Origin of the sequence: Actinomadura sediminis (assembly GCF_042675525.1) — a bacterium.
Classification (GTDB): Bacteria; Actinomycetota; Actinomycetes; order Streptosporangiales; family Streptosporangiaceae; genus Spirillospora; species Spirillospora sediminis.
On sequence record NZ_JBHTJA010000035.1, the window covers coordinates 1 to 13,671 of the forward strand.

Below are 13,671 nucleotides of genomic sequence, written 5' to 3' on the forward strand. Positions count from 1 at the left end.
GCCCTGCGCACGGCCCTGCGCACGGCCCTGCGGCGCAGGGCCGTGCGCAGGGCCGTGCGCAGGGCCGTGCGGGGGGCCGTGCGGGGGGCCGTGCGGGGGGCCGGCACCGCCCGTCCGGACGGCGTGCCCGCCATCGCCCGCGCCAGCTCGGCGCGCCGGACCTCCGGGTCGACCGGCGCGTCCGGGGACAGTTCGTCCGGGCGCGCCTCGCGCAGCGTCCGCAGCACGTCGCTCATGACAGCTCCTCCCTGATGATCCCCACCCGCGGACGCTCCTCCGGCCCCGTCCGGTCCGGTTCGGCGCCCTCCTCGACCGCGCGGACGAGCCGGCGCCGCGCCCGGTGCAGCCGCACGCGCAGCGCCGCCGCCGAGCAGCCGACGACCCGGGCCGCCTCGCGCGGGGCGAGCCCCTGCCAGGCCACCAGGATCAGCACCTCCCGGTCGGCGTCCGGCAGCGCGGCCATCGCGCGCAGCACCGCGAGGCGCTCGGCGACCTCCTCGGCGACGTCGCCGCCGGGGCGGGCCGCCCGGCGCTCCAGTTCCGCCGCGAACGCCGCGCGCCGGGCCTCGGCCCGGTGATCGGCGCGCAGCACGTTCCGCGCGACGCCGAGGAGCCACGGCAGCGGCGGGTCGGGCACGTCGGCCAGGCGCCGCCACGCCACCGTGAAGGTCTCGCTCACCACCTCGTCCGCGATCTGCCGCCCGGCGCGGCTCGCCGCGTACGCCCACACGCGCTGCCGGCACGCGTCGTACATCGCGGTGAACCGCCGCCGGTCGGCGGCGTCATGATCGGGGGCTTCGTCGGCCACCGTGGGCTCCTCCGTCCGCCGGGTGTGTTCCGTCACGAGGTAGTGGCGCGGGAGGCATCATCGTTACGGGTGTGTCCCGGGCTCACGCGGACTGCCTCTAATATTTGCTCGACTGCAAGGAAGAGCACTGTTCGCAAGTCCTCCCCTGGGGCTAAGGAGCTGAGCCATGACCGCGATACCCAGTCGCGGTGCCGAACGTCTTCTCGGCGTCACCGGCTCCCTGCGCCTGCTGCTCGTCGAGGACGACCCGGGCGACGCGCTCCTGTTCGAGGATCTGCTGACGGAGGTCCGGCCGGGCGTCGAGATCACCGTGGCGCGGACGCTCGCCGAGGCGCTGGAGGGCATCCACCCCGGCCTGGACTGCGTCATCGTCGACCTGTCGCTGCCGGACGCGCAGGAGCTGGACGCGCTGCGGCAGGTGCTCGACCGCGCCCCCGACACCGCCGTGCTCGTCCTGACCGGCCTCGCCGACACCCACGTCGGCGTGGAGGCCGTCGCCGCCGGCGCGCAGGACTACCTCGTCAAGCAGGACGTGGACGGCGCGCTGCTCAGCCGCGCGATCAGCTACGCGATCGAGCGCAAGCGGGCGGACGAGTCGGAGAAGCAGCTCGTCGAGGCGCGGGTGGTGGCGCGGGAGAACGCGCGGCTGGAGCGGGGCCTGCTGCCGGTCCCGATCCTGAAGGACGCGTCGGTGCGGCACCACACCCGCTACCGGCCGGGCCGCGACCGCGCGCTGCTCGGCGGTGATTTCCACGACACGGTGGAGACCGGGGACGGGACGATCCACGCGATCATCGGCGACGTCAGCGGGCACGGCGCGGACGAGGCGTCCCTCGGGGTGCGGCTGCGCATGGCGTGGCGGACGCTCGTCCTCGCGGGGCACGAGGGGCAGCGGCTCCTGGAGACGCTGGACGCGGTACTGGAGCACGAGAGGTGGGGTGACGAGATCTTCACGACGGTGTGCATGCTGACGATCGCGCCCGACCGCCGCTCGGCGCGCGTTCACCGGGCCGGGCATCCGCGCCCGCTGCTGTTCGGGCCGGACGGGGTGCGGGCGCTCCCGGAGGAGCCGCGGGGCCCGGCGCTGGGGCTGCTGCCCGGCCTGGAGTGGCCCGCGCTGGACCTCGAACTCGGGGACGCGTGGGGCCTGATGCTCTACACCGACGGGCTGATCGAGGGCTGCGTCGGGGACGGCGGCGAGCGGCTCGACCTCGAGGGGCTGCTGGACCTCGCGGCGGCGGCGCACGCGCGCGGCGAGCGCGGCGAGACGCTGATCGACGGGCTGGCCGCCGAGGCCGAACGGCTGAACGGCGACGTCCTGGCCGACGACCTCGCGGTGCTGCTGCTCAGCCGGGGAGAACTGTGACGGACCGCGCGACGAACGACACCGCGACGAACGACACCGCGACGAACGACACCGCGAAGGACGACACCGCGAAGGACGGCACGGCCCCCAGCCCCGCGGACGGCGCGCGCGACGGCGCGCACGGGGTCGAGGGCTTCGGCCCGCCGGTCGTCCTGCCGGACACCGAGTACCCGAAGCCGCAGGGACTCAGCCGCGTCAGCCTGCGGAACCTCTACCGGACGGGCGCGCTGGTCCTCAGCCTGCTGCTGGCGGGCGCGTTCGCGCTCGCGGGCGCCGCGCTCTACCAGAACGACCGGGCGCGGGACGAGCTGGTCGGCAAGGTGTCGCAGGGGACGTTGCAGCAGTTCGAGGTCACCTCGTCGCTGAACGCCCAGGACACCGCGATCCGCTCGTTCGCGGAGGACGGCGGGCGGGAGGCGCTCGCCGACTTCCGCGCCGCCGTCGAGCGGGAGACCGCGGCGGCGTCCCGGATGCGGCGGCTGCTGACCGGCGTGTCCGGCGGCGAGGACGTCGTGGCGCTGCTGGACCGGACCCGGGCGGAGGCGGCGGCCTGGCGGTCCGGGTTCGCGGCGCCGCTGATCGAGCGGGGCCCCGGAGCCGGGCTGTCCGACGCGCAGCAGGACCGGGGGCGGCTGCTGTTCGACGCCGTCCGCACCGACGTGCAGCGGCTCCAGCAGGCGATCACGAAGCTGTACGGGGACGCGGTGGACCGGCTCGACGCCCGCGGCCGCGCGACGCTGTGGGGGACGGGCTTCGCGCTCGGGCTCGTCGCCGTGGCGGTCGCCGCGGTGGCGATGCTGATCCGCCGCACGGTGCTGAAGCCGGTCTCGACGATGACCGACCGGGTCCGCGCGGTGGCGCAGGGCGACTTCGCGCATCCGCTGGACGTGTCGGGACCGGCGGAGCTGCACGAGCTCGCCGCGATCATCGACGCGATGCGGCGGCGGATCATCGACGAGTGGGGCACCAGCGTCCGGGCGGCGGGGCAGCTCAACGAGCAGGCCGAGGAGCTGCGCCGCTCGAACGCCGAGCTGGAGCAGTTCGCCTACGTGGCGAGCCACGACCTGCAGGAGCCGCTGCGGAAGGTCGCGAGCTTCTGCCAGATGATCGAGCGGCGGTACGGGGACCAGCTCGACGACCGGGGCCGCCAGTACATCGAGTTCGCGGTGGACGGCGCGAAGCGCATGCAGGCCCTCATCAACGACCTGCTGCAGTTCTCGCGGGTCGGCCGCATCACCCGCGTGGAGGACGCGGTCGACCTGAACGAGGTGGCCCGGCAGGCGGTGTCGAACCTGGACGCGCTGATCGAGGAGACCGGCGCGACCGTGGACGTCGGCGACCTGCCGTCCGTCCCGGGGGACCGCAGCCAGCTCACGCAGCTGTTCCAGAACCTCACCGGGAACGCGATCAAGTTCGCCCGCGCGGACGTCCCGCCGCGCGTCGTCCTCGGCGCCGAGCACCGCGACGGCGAGTGGGAGTTCCACTGCTCCGACAACGGCATCGGCGTCGAACCCCGGTACGCCGACCGCATCTTCCTGATCTTCCAGCGGCTGCACCAGCGCGACGAGTACTCCGGTACCGGCATCGGCCTGGCGCTCTGCAAGAAGATCGTCGAGTACCACGGCGGCCGCATCTGGCTCGACACCGACGCGCGGGGCGATGACGACCCCGGCACCACGTTCCGCTGGACGCTTCCCGAGGGAGATTCCGATGACCGACGGCACGACTGACGGCCCCCGCCCCATCGAGGTGCTGCTCGTCGAGGACGATCCCGGCGACGTCCTGCTCACCACCGAGGCGTTCGAGCACAACAAGGTGCAGAACTACCTCCACGTGGTGGAGGACGGCGAGAAGGCGATGGCGTTCCTGCGCCGGGAGGGCGAGTACGCCGACAAGCCCCGCCCCGACCTGGTCCTGCTCGACCTGAACCTGCCGCGCAAGGACGGCCGGGAGGTGCTGAGCGAGATAAAGGACGACGAGGAGCTGCGCAGCATCCCGGTCGTGGTGCTGACGACGTCGGAGGCCGACGAGGACATCCTGCGCAGCTACCGGCTGCACGCGAACGCGTACGTGACCAAGCCGGTCGACTTCGAGCGCTTCGTGTCGGTAGTCCGCCAGATCGACGACTTCTTCGTGTCGGTCGTCAAGCTCCCCCGCTGACCCGCCGCCCGGTCCAGTCGACGCAGGCGACGACGGCGTCGTCGTCCGGCTCCTGGCCCTCGTGGAACTCGACATAGCCGCGGAGCACGGTGCCGACGGCCTCGGGCGCGGCCTGCAGGCGCGTGTCGCGCAGCGCGTTCAGCAGCGGGGGGCCGCCGAACTGGTCCCCGGACGACGGCGACCGCGCCGAGTGGACGCCGTCGCTGACGACGACGAGGCGGTCGCCGGGCTCGACGGTGAACTCCTCGACCGTGTACCGGGTGTCGCCGAACATCCCGAGGGGGAGCTGCGCGTCGAACCCGATCAGGTCGGCGGACGTCCCGCGCAGTCGGTAGATGCGCGGGGACCCGGCGTCGATCGTCCGGACGCGTCCGGTGGCGTAGTCGAAGTCGAGCAGCAGCGTCGACACGTACCGCTCGCCGCGGTGCCGCGCGTACAGGGCCTGGTCGGCGAGCGTCGCCTGCTCGGCGATGTCGCCGCCGGAGCGGCGCGCGTTGCGGAGCGCGCCAACGGCGAGGTGGGTGAGGCTCGCGGCCTCGGTGCCGGTGCCCATCCCGTTGGTGACGGTCAGCAGGAACCCGTGCTCGGACGCCGACCAGTCGAAGTGGTCGCCCCAGACGGCGTACGCGGGTTCGAGCCGCCCCGCGAACCCGATCTCGGCGGACGCGAACGCGGACGCGGGCAGCAGGTCCCACTGCATCTCGGCGGCCACGGTGAGCCGCGTCCGGCGGCGGAGCCACCGGTACAGGTCGGTGCCGCCGTCCGCGAGGCGCAGGGCCCGCGCGAGGGCGTCGGCGAGTTCGTCCAGCCGGTCCGGTTCGGGCGCGCCGGGCGGCAGCGGGACGGTCAGGACGCCGACGCGGTCGCCCTGCACGGTCAGCGGGACGTGCAGGGCGTCGCCGTCCGTCCCGTCCGCCGCGTCCCGGACGGGGCGTTGCGCGGCGAACGCGCGGCCGGGCGAGGTGTTCGCGATCGGGGTCGCGTCGCCGTCGGGGGCGACCAGCGCGGACTGCCGGTAGTCGGGCAGCAGCACCCTGGCGTCACCGCCGCCCGCGTACCGGCCGAACGCCCGGCCGGCCACCGCGAGCAGCTCGTGCGGGCGCGCTCCCCAGACGGCCCGCTCGACCTCCGCGAAGCCGTCCGGGCCGGTGCTCCGGTCGTCGCCGTTCATCGGGTCGTTCCTCGGGCACCTACAGTAGACGACATGGTCGGCACGCCGGGTGACGAAGCCGCGGAGGACGCGGCCGCCCTCGATGACGCCGCCGCGGTGCTGATGACGGTGTGGTCGCGTGCGCACAACGCGCCGGACGTCCCGATCCCGGCGACGCAGTTGCGGGCGCTGCTCGTCCTGGAGCGCGGCCCGGTCAACGTGAGCAGCCTCGCCGAGCGGCTCGGCGCGCTGGTGTCGTCGGCGAGCCGGCTGTGCGACCGGCTGGAGGCGTCCGGGCTGCTGATGCGCGACCCCGGCCGGGACCGCCGGGAGGTGACGGTGCGGCTCACCGCGGACGGCCAGGAACTGCTCGACCGGCTGCGCGTGCGGCGCCGCGAAGACCTCGCGCGGGTGCTGGCGTCGATGCCGACGTCCGCGCGGGCGGCGCTGCTGTGGGGGCTCACGGAGTTCCACGAGGCGGCCTCGAAGGCCGGGCCGGGGGGCCCGTTCTCGATGCCCGCCTGACTCCCGGGGCCCGGGCGGTCCGCCCGTTCCACCGCACCCGTCACGATACCCACCTTCCTCCCTTAACCCCATTGCCTCCGACAAACCAGAAATAGCCACCTCAATACGAGCGGAATAACCGCTCCGGCGTGGCATTTTCCGAATTCCCGCTACGCGCGCCCTTCCCACTACTAGCATCCCGCACCATGGCGACGATGACTGCGTTACGGAAGCGGGCGATCACGGTGAGTGCGCTCGTCCCGGCCACGGCGCTGCTGCTGGCCGGCTGCGGCGGCGGCCCCGGCCGCGGGTCGGCCGCGGAGCCGTCCGGCGGCGGCCCGTCCACCGGGACGTCCGCGAAGGCGGCCGCGGGCGACGCGGCGGTGCCCGAGGCCACCACGTTCACGACCGTCGAGGGCGCACCCGCCGACGACGGACGGGACGCGACCGACGGCCTCGTCGTGCGTCCGGCGAAGCCGCTGCCGGTGCTCGACCGGCCCGGCGGGCACCGCGTCGCCACGCTCCCCACCGAGCAGCTCGGCGGCCCCACCTGGGTCCCGGTCGTGGAGAGCTCCGGCGACTGGCGGCGCGTCCTGCTGCCCAGCCGCCCCAACCGGGCGTCGGGGTGGATCTCCGCCGCCGGGCTGCGCACCGCGCGCTCGCCCTACCTCGTCACCGTCGAGCTCGGCGAGCGGCGGCTCACGCTGCGCAGGTCGGGCAGGACGGTCGGGCGGTGGCGGGTCGCCATCGGTGAGGCCGCCACGCCGACGCCCGCGGGCCGCACGTTCGTCATGGCCCAGCTCGCGCCGGACGGCAAGAAGCTGGTGCTGCCGCTCGGCGCGCACTCCGACACGCTCGACACCTTCGGCGGCGGCCCGGGCACCGTGGCGCTGCACGGCTGGCACGACCCGGCGGTGTTCGGCCGGGCGGTCACGCACGGCTGCGTGCGGGTGCCGGACGACGCGCTGCGCAAGCTGTCCCGGGTGCCGCTCGGGACGCTCGTCCTCATCAACGACTGATCATCCGCTCCCACGATCGGAGTCTTCCATGCGAGTTTCCTTCAGACGCCTCACCACCGCGGGCCTGCTGGCCACCGGCCTCGCCGCGGCGCTCGCCCCGGCGTTCGCCGCCCCGGCGCTCGCCGAGCCCGGCTCCGGCGGCGCCGCCGGGTCCGCCTACGGGCTCACCCTCAGCGGGCCGCTCGACATCGCGCCCGTGCCCGCCGTGTCGTCCGGCGGCGAGCAGGTCGAGAAGAGCCTGCTGCGCGAGAAGGGCACGAAGTTCGTGCGGGCCGAGGCGCTGGACGTCCGCGCGTCGGCGTCCCGCGCCCGCTCGAAGGTCGCCCGGCTGAGCGTCCCGTCCGCCGACCTGCTGGCCAGCGCGGTCGCGGCCAAGTGCGACGGCGGCCGCGGCTCGGCGCACCTCACCGACGCCCGCATCGCCGGCCGCCGGCTCGACGCGACCCCGCCGCCCAACACCCGCATCCCGGTGAAGGTCGAGGGGGTCGGCGACGCGACCCTCACGCTCAACAAGCAGCGCCGGATGCCCGACGGGCGGATGAACGTCACCGCGATGGAGCTGGCGATGCCGCTGACCGAGGCGACGACGCTGCGCGTCGCGTCCGCCACGTGCGGCCGCGCGGCACCGGACGTCCGGCAGCAGCAGCCCGAGGCGCCCGCGCCCACCCCGGTGCGGCGGGACCTTCCCGTCACGGGCTGACCCCCGACGCCGGCCCGGCGGCGCGCGGCGCGTCCGCCGCCGGGCCGGACCACACGTCCGGCCCCGCCATTCACGCCGGCCTTTCCGGCCGGTGATTCCTCAGCTCGCCGGAACCTCTTCGACGGCCCCGCCGACGGCCTCTTCGACGGCCTCTTCGACGGCGTGTTCGGCCGTCCCGGCCAGCGACTTCTCGAAGTGCACGATCGCGCCGTCGCGATGGGCGCGATCGCTGATCCGGACGTCTTCGGTGAAAGCCCGCATCAACTGCAGGCCCCGCCCGGACTCGGCGAGGGGCGGCGCCGGTGCGCCGCCCCACTGCGCGGGGTCCGCCGCCCCGCCCTCGTCGACGACCTCCACCACGCATCGGGACCCGTCCATCCGGGCCCGCACTTCGTATTCCATCCCCGCCGCCGCGTGCTGCACCACGTTCGCGCACGCCTCCCCGAGAGCCAGCGCGATATCGGCGCGTATCTCGGAGGTGACCCCGAGGCCGCGGAGCGAGGCGTCGAGCGTCCGCCGCACGAGAGGCGCGCTCTCCGCGCTCCTCGGCAACGTCATTTCGAGGACGACCTCCATGGCCAACCGCCTCCGTTCCCTCTAACCTCCAGATTTCCCACCGTCACCACCGGGAAACTCCCGCCCGTCCCGTATCCCGTGCCGCGACCCGATTGGCGCGGGCGCCGACAAATCTTTTTCCTCTCTGCTTCCCTCTCCGTGAAAGAGCCGCCCAATCGCGCGCCGGGCGACCCGCCCGCGAACGTCCTCGCCTGGCGGCCACCGCGCCGCTCGGGGCAGACTGGGGCGGTGGTGAAGACGCTGCGTCCGCAGAACTACAACGAGGTGCTTTACGTCGCGCACTACTTCCGCAAGGGCGTTACCGTGCTGATGGATCTGAGCGATCTCTCCCACGACGAGGCGAAGCAACTCGTGGACTTCGCCGCCGGTCTCGTCTTCGCCCGCCGCGGCGCCCTCGGCCGCGTCGACCGGAGGCTGTTCCTGCTCCAGCCCTGAGAACCGCCCGTGAATGCGGCGGCCCCGCCCGCCGGGGTGCGCGCGGGCGGGGCCGGACGGCCCGGGGGACGCGCCGCGACCGGGCCGCCGGCCGGCCCGGACGGCAGCGTCCGGCGTCTCACCGCATCGCCTTGAGGATGCGGCGGGCGGTGCTCTGGACGTGGACCTCGTCGGGCCCGTCGTAGATGCGCGCCTCGCGGGCGTGCCGGTACATGCGCGACAGCGGGAAGTCGTCGGTGAGCCCGGCGGCGCCGTGCACCTGGATCGCGCGGTCGATCACGTTGTGCAGCATCTTCGCCCCGACGACCTTGATCGCGCCGATCTCGACGCGGGCTTGCGAGCCCGCGTCGATCTGCTCGGCGGCCTGGAGCGTCAGCATCCGGGCGGCCTGGATCTCGGTGTAGGAGTCGAACACGTGCTGCTGCATGAGCTGCTTGGCGGCGAGCGGCTCCCCGAACGCGACGCGGGAGTCCAGCCGGGCGCACATCAGCTCGAACGCGCGCTGCGCCTGGCCGAGCCACCGCATGCAGTGGAAGATCCGGCCGGGGCCGAGCCGGTCCTGCGCGATGACGAACCCGTGCCCGCGCGGGCCGAGCAGGTTGTCGGCGGGCACGCGGACGTCCTCGTAGGCGACCTCGTAGTGCCCGCCGTGCCCGGTGCCGCCGCCCAATCCGAGGACGGGCGTGTCCCGGACGATCCGGTACCCGGGGGTGTCCGTCGGCACGATGATCATGCTGAACGCCCGGTGCGGCGACTCGGCGTCGGGCTCGGTGCGGCACATGACGGTCGTGTACGCGGCCGCGGCGGCGTTCGTCGTGAACCACTTGCGCCCCCGGACGACCCAGTGGTCGCCGTCGAGTTCGGCGGTCGTCTCCATGCCGGTCGGGTCGGAGCCCGCGACGGCCGGTTCGGTCATCGCGAAGCTCGGCGACAGCTCCCCCGCCACCATCGGCGCCAGGTAGCGGTCGCGCCAGCGGGGGCTCGCGTACTTGTGCAGCATCAGCGAGTCCTGCAGCGTGAACGTGCCGAGGGCGATCTGCCCCCACTCGCTGCGGCCCTGCACCTCGTTGACGTACACGTAGTCGAGGAACGGCAGGCCGCCGCCGCCCAGCTCGGCGGGGTGCCCGAGCGCCCACAGCCCGGCGTCCTTCGCCTCCCGCTGGAGCCCCGCGATCGTCTCGCGGGCCGCGTCGCCGCCCGCGTTCAGGACGTCCTCGGCCGGCTCGACCCGCTCGGTCATGAACGCGTGCACCGCGTCGCGGACGTCCCGGACCCGGTCGGGCACCGCGAACAGCATCAGCGCCCCCCGGCGAGGTCGTCGGAGATGTCCCGGTCGCCGTAGCCCTCGGGCGCGGCGATCTCGACGACCGGCTCGGGACGGTCGTCGTACTCGACCCGCAGCGCCTTCGACATCACGGCGTGCATGTCGTACATGCAGGTGATGTAGGTGAACTGGAGGATCTCCCGGTCGGACAGGTGCTCCTTGAGGATCTCGAACACCCGGTCGGGGACGCGGCCGCCGTCCAGGACGAGCCCGTCGGTGTAGGCGAGCAGGGCCCGCTCGAGCGGCGAGTAGCAGTCGGCCGTCTGCCAGTGCGGGATCGCCTCGATCTTCTCCTCGGGCATCTTCAGCGCCCGCATCTGCTTGCAGTGCTGCGAGAAGACGAACTGGCTGCCGCGCGCCCACCCGGCCCGGCACTGCCCCAGCTCCCGCAACCGCGGGTCGAGGGACGCGCCCCGGTACAGCGCGAAGCCGCGGACGGCGTGCCGGAAGACGTCCGGGTCCTGCGCGAACACGGTCCACCAGTCGCCGGGCGTGCCGGTGGCGGTGCCGTGGTCGACGGCCGGGTCGCGGTCGGGGGCGAACAGCCGGTCGTAGAAGAACAGGATCCGTTCGTCGGTGACCTCGGCTCGGGGGACCTCACGCAGGCGCGGCATTGCTCTCCTTCGCGGGCCGCCGGTCGGCGGCCGTCTTCGGGGTGTGGGAGACGTCGGCATCGGTGAAGGCCCGCGTCCAGCACGCGAACTCCAGAAGGATGCCGTCCGGGTCCTGGAAGTAGAACGAGCGGACGAACACCCCGTCCCGCATCTTCGGGGCGACGCCGAACTCGCTGTCGTCGTGGTTGAGGATCGGGCTGACCTCGACGCCCTTCTCCTTCAGCCGCGTCCGGTACTCCTCGAACCTCTCGACGGGGACGTGGAACGCGACGTGGTTCATCGACCCGACGGCGCTGAGCAGCTCGCCCTGTTCGGGGCGGGTCTTCGGCGCGGAGACCCCGGGGACGGCGTCGGGCGCGTCCGGGAACCAGAAGAACGCGACGCAGTCGCCGCCGCCGCAGTCGAAGAAGAAGTGCTGGCCCATGCCGCCCGGCAGCTCGATCGTCTTGATCAGCGGCATGCCGAGCACGCCGGAGTAGAAGTCGATGGTGCGCCGCATGTCGGAGCACACCAGCGCCAGATGGTTGATGCCGCCCAGCTCGAATTCGCGGTTCATGACACCTCCTGAGGCTCGTGGTGGCGGGCCCGCAGGTCCCTCTCGGGGACCTTGCCCGCGACGTTGCGCGGGAGCCCGGGACCCGTCCGGGGCCCCCCACGCGACGCCGGCGACGAGCGCGGCGATCTCCGCCGGGCGCGGTCGCGCGGCCCGGCGGACGTGAGCGCCTCGTCCTCGAAGCGGAGCGCGATCCGGCCGGGGTGCTCGCGCGCCGGGCACTCGACGATGTCGCCGATCAGCATGGGCGACCCGGCGCGCAAGCGGCCATGGCGGCCTCCCGTACTTGACTTGACAGTCATGTCATTTCGCTCGATGCTCGGATCCTGATCCTGAGAGCATGCGGATGTCAAGGGTCCGGGCGAACGGGAAGAAGGAACATGGCGAGCGAGAGCGGAGCGCCGGGCGGGGACGCGGCCGGCGCGGGCGCGCCGCTGACCGAGCGCGGCGCCCGCACCCGCGAGCGCCTCCTGACCGCCGCCCGCGAGGTGTTCGAGGAGCGCGGCTTCCTCGACACCCGCGTCGCGCACATCACCCGGCACGCCAAGGTCGCCTACGGCTCCTTCTACACGTACTTCCCGTCCAAGGAGGCCGTGTTCCTCGAGGTCGCCGACCGGCTCTTCGCCGACATGACGCAGCACGACCTCGTCCCGCTGGAGGGCCCGTCGCCCGCCGCGCGCGTCCGCCGCGCCAACCGCGCCTACTACGAGGCGTACCGGCGCAACGCCAAGATGATGGCCATCATCGAGCAGGTCTCCACGTTCAACGTCGAGTTCCAGGAGATGCGCCGCAAGCACCGCGCCGTCGCGGTCTCCCGCTCCGCCAAGGCCATCCGCCGCTGGCAGGCCGCCGGCCTCGCCCCCGCCGACATCGACCCCGAGATGGCGTCCCGCGCCCTCGCCGCCATGGTCGACCACTCCCTCTACCTGTGGCTCGTGCAGGGCGAGGAACCCGACGACCGCCTCCTCGACACCCTCGACACCCTCTCCATCCGCGCCCTCGGCCTCGACCCCTAGGAGCCCCCCTTGGACCTCGCGGACCGCTTCCTCGCCGCCGCGCGGCGCGCCGCCCGCACGGACGCCCGCACGGACGCCCGCGCATGAGCGGCCCCGGCGACGCGCTCGCCGCCCGGCTCGGCGCCGAGATCGCCGACCTGCACCGGCTGTCCGGCGGCGCCAGCCGCGAGACCTGGTCGTTCACCGCCGGCGGACGCCCGCTCGTTCTCCGCCGCGACCCGCCCGCCGCCCCCGACCCCGCCGCGATGGCGCGCGAGGCAGCACTGCTGTCGTCCGCCGCCGCCGCGGGCGTCCCCGTCCCGGCCCTGGTCGACCACGGGGCCGACCTCGGCGGCGTCCCGTACATGATCATGGAGCGGCTGACGGGCGAGACCATCCCCCGGCGGCTGCTGCGCACCCCGCGCCCCGGGCTCGCCCGCGACCTCGGCGCGATCCTCGCCCGCCTGCACACGATGGCGCCCGTCGACGGCCTGCCCGACACCGATCCCCTCGACGCGCTCGCCGGGTACTACGACGCGTTCGACGAGCCCCGCCCCGCCGTCGAGCTCGCGTTCCGGTGGCTCCGCGAGCACCGGCCCGCCCCGACCGGCCGGACCGTCGTGCACGGCGACTTCCGCAACGGCAACCTCATGATCGACGGCACGGCCGTGACGGGCGTCCTCGACTGGGAGCTGGCGCACGTCGGCGACCCGGCCGAGGACCTCGGGTGGCTGTGCGTGAAGGCGTGGCGGTTCGGGTCCCCGCACCCCGTCGGCGGCTTCGGCCCCCGCGCGGACCTCCTCGCCGGCTACGCCGACGCCGGCGGCACCCCGCCCGCCCCCGAGGTCCTGCACTGGTGGGAGGTCTACGGCACCCTCCGCTGGACGATCCTGTGCCGCCACCAGGCCGAGCGCCACCTCAGCGGCGCCGACCCGTCGATCGAGTACGCCGTCCTCGGCCGCAAGGTGTGCGAGCAGGAACACGACCTGCTCCTCGCCCTCGGGCTGACCGAGCCCGTCACCGTCGCCGACCCCCTCGAGGCCGCGGGCGACGCGGCGTCGGGGGAGTCGCCGCCGCACGACCGCCCGTCCGGCCCGGCCCTGCTCGAGGCCGTCGAACGGTTCGTCCTCGACACCGACCACGGCGACGACCGGCTCCGGTTCCACGCGCGCGTCGCCGCGTCCGCCCTCCGCATCGCGCGCCGCGAACTGCTCCTCGGCGACGCCCACCGGACGGCCCACGCCGCGCGCCTCGCGTCCCTCGGGTGCGCCGACGACGCCGAACTGGCCCTCGGCGTCCGCGCGGGCCGCTTCGACGACCGGACGGACGAGGTCGTCGCGGCCGTCCGCGCCTCGATCGTCGACAAGCTCACCGTCGCGAACCCCCGCCACCTCGCCACCCCGCCCTGACGCCCGCGGCCCGTGTCCGCTTCGGTCGAGTCCGAAAGGCCGGGATCACAGCGACTTA

17 protein-coding genes are annotated in these 13,671 nt (G+C 74.2%); 9 read left to right on the forward strand and 8 right to left on the reverse strand.

Going from position 1 to position 13,671, the window contains the following annotated elements; genetic code table 11:
* Nucleotides 1–236: hypothetical protein (locus ACFQ11_RS18530; protein WP_378300152.1), on the reverse strand; the 236-nt coding region annotated here is incomplete at its 3' end.
* Nucleotides 233–808 (reverse strand): RNA polymerase sigma factor, encoded by a 576-nt coding sequence (locus ACFQ11_RS18535; RefSeq protein WP_378300154.1) that lies wholly within the window; start codon nucleotides 806–808, stop codon nucleotides 233–235. The genes ACFQ11_RS18530 and ACFQ11_RS18535, both read right to left, overlap by 4 nt.
* 166 nt (nucleotides 809–974) lie before the next feature.
* On the opposite strand from ACFQ11_RS18535, the gene ACFQ11_RS18540 reads away from it, so the two are divergent.
* The 3 genes from ACFQ11_RS18540 to ACFQ11_RS18550 are packed head-to-tail and all read left to right on the forward strand — an operon-like array spanning nucleotide 975 to nucleotide 4,334.
* Entirely contained in the window at nucleotides 975–2,174 is a 1,200-nt protein-coding gene (locus ACFQ11_RS18540; RefSeq protein ID WP_378300156.1) for a PP2C family protein-serine/threonine phosphatase, read from the forward strand.
* Nucleotides 2,171–3,904, forward strand: a complete 1,734-nt coding sequence (locus ACFQ11_RS18545; protein WP_378300158.1) for a sensor histidine kinase — start codon at nucleotides 2,171–2,173, stop codon at nucleotides 3,902–3,904. The genes ACFQ11_RS18540 and ACFQ11_RS18545 overlap by 4 nt, the downstream gene beginning before the upstream one ends.
* Complete coding sequence (locus tag ACFQ11_RS18550; RefSeq protein WP_378300160.1) at nucleotides 3,885–4,334, forward strand: response regulator; 450 nt, start codon at nucleotides 3,885–3,887, stop codon at nucleotides 4,332–4,334. The genes ACFQ11_RS18545 and ACFQ11_RS18550 overlap by 20 nt, the downstream gene beginning before the upstream one ends.
* Here the strand turns inward: ACFQ11_RS18550 and ACFQ11_RS18555 are convergent.
* On the reverse strand, nucleotides 4,318–5,505 hold the full coding sequence (locus ACFQ11_RS18555; RefSeq protein ID WP_378300162.1) for a PP2C family protein-serine/threonine phosphatase: 1,188 nt from the start codon (nucleotides 5,503–5,505) through the stop codon (nucleotides 4,318–4,320). The genes ACFQ11_RS18550 and ACFQ11_RS18555 overlap by 17 nt on opposite strands.
* Nucleotides 5,506–5,538: 33 nt before the next feature.
* Here ACFQ11_RS18555 and ACFQ11_RS18560 point away from each other — a divergent pair, with 33 nt between their 5' ends.
* The 3 genes from ACFQ11_RS18560 to ACFQ11_RS18570 all read left to right on the forward strand — a co-directional run bounded on the left by ACFQ11_RS18560 (nucleotide 5,539) and on the right by ACFQ11_RS18570 (nucleotide 7,707).
* Nucleotides 5,539–6,009, forward strand: a complete 471-nt coding sequence (locus ACFQ11_RS18560; protein ID WP_378300164.1) for a MarR family transcriptional regulator — start codon at nucleotides 5,539–5,541, stop codon at nucleotides 6,007–6,009.
* Nucleotides 6,010–6,203: 194 nt separating this feature from the next.
* A complete protein-coding gene (locus ACFQ11_RS18565; RefSeq protein WP_378300166.1) occupies nucleotides 6,204–7,007 on the forward strand; it encodes a L,D-transpeptidase in 804 nt (267 codons plus the stop codon).
* Nucleotides 7,008–7,035: 28 nt separating this feature from the next.
* Nucleotides 7,036–7,707: a choice-of-anchor P family protein gene (locus ACFQ11_RS18570; RefSeq protein ID WP_378300168.1), complete on the forward strand. Its 672-nt coding sequence runs from the start codon at nucleotides 7,036–7,038 to the stop codon at nucleotides 7,705–7,707.
* Between the two features lie 99 nt (nucleotides 7,708–7,806).
* Here the strand turns inward: ACFQ11_RS18570 and ACFQ11_RS18575 are convergent, their stop codons facing one another.
* Nucleotides 7,807–8,265, reverse strand: a complete 459-nt coding sequence (locus ACFQ11_RS18575) for an ATP-binding protein (protein WP_378300170.1) — start codon at nucleotides 8,263–8,265, stop codon at nucleotides 7,807–7,809.
* 246 nt (nucleotides 8,266–8,511) lie between these two features.
* Here ACFQ11_RS18575 and sepF point away from each other — a divergent pair, with 246 nt between their 5' ends.
* Nucleotides 8,512–8,718 carry a cell division protein SepF gene (gene sepF, locus ACFQ11_RS18580; protein ID WP_378300172.1) on the forward strand — a complete coding sequence of 69 codons (207 nt, stop codon included), beginning with the start codon at nucleotides 8,512–8,514 and terminating at the stop codon, nucleotides 8,716–8,718.
* A gap of 118 nt (nucleotides 8,719–8,836) precedes the next feature.
* Here the strand turns inward: sepF and ACFQ11_RS18585 are convergent, their stop codons facing one another.
* From ACFQ11_RS18585 to ACFQ11_RS18600, 4 genes are read right to left on the reverse strand one after another with little or no spacing between them, the layout of a single operon-like run.
* Nucleotides 8,837–10,015, reverse strand: coding sequence for an acyl-CoA dehydrogenase family protein (locus ACFQ11_RS18585; RefSeq protein ID WP_378300174.1), 1,179 nt, complete (start codon nucleotides 10,013–10,015; stop codon nucleotides 8,837–8,839).
* A complete protein-coding gene (locus ACFQ11_RS18590) occupies nucleotides 10,015–10,656 on the reverse strand; it encodes a carboxymuconolactone decarboxylase family protein (protein WP_378300176.1) in 642 nt (213 codons plus the stop codon). Before ACFQ11_RS18590 ends, ACFQ11_RS18585 begins: the two co-directional genes overlap by 1 nt.
* Nucleotides 10,640–11,212 carry a VOC family protein gene (locus ACFQ11_RS18595; RefSeq protein ID WP_378300178.1) on the reverse strand — a complete coding sequence of 191 codons (573 nt, stop codon included), beginning with the start codon at nucleotides 11,210–11,212 and terminating at the stop codon, nucleotides 10,640–10,642. The genes ACFQ11_RS18590 and ACFQ11_RS18595 overlap by 17 nt, the downstream gene beginning before the upstream one ends.
* The gene (locus ACFQ11_RS18600) at nucleotides 11,209–11,454 is read right to left on the reverse strand and encodes a hypothetical protein (RefSeq protein WP_378300180.1); all 246 of its coding nucleotides are present in this window, start codon (nucleotides 11,452–11,454) and stop codon (nucleotides 11,209–11,211) included. The genes ACFQ11_RS18595 and ACFQ11_RS18600 overlap by 4 nt, the downstream gene beginning before the upstream one ends.
* Nucleotides 11,455–11,589: 135 nt before the next feature.
* Between ACFQ11_RS18600 and ACFQ11_RS18605 the strand changes: the two genes are divergently transcribed.
* Together ACFQ11_RS18605 and ACFQ11_RS18610 are read left to right on the forward strand one after the other, a co-directional pair.
* On the forward strand, nucleotides 11,590–12,225 hold the full coding sequence (locus ACFQ11_RS18605; protein WP_378300182.1) for a TetR/AcrR family transcriptional regulator: 636 nt from the start codon (nucleotides 11,590–11,592) through the stop codon (nucleotides 12,223–12,225).
* An 83-nt stretch (nucleotides 12,226–12,308) separates the two neighbouring features.
* Entirely contained in the window at nucleotides 12,309–13,613 is a 1,305-nt protein-coding gene (locus ACFQ11_RS18610; protein WP_378300184.1) for a phosphotransferase family protein, read from the forward strand.
* The last annotated feature ends 58 nt before the right edge of the window (nucleotides 13,614–13,671 follow it).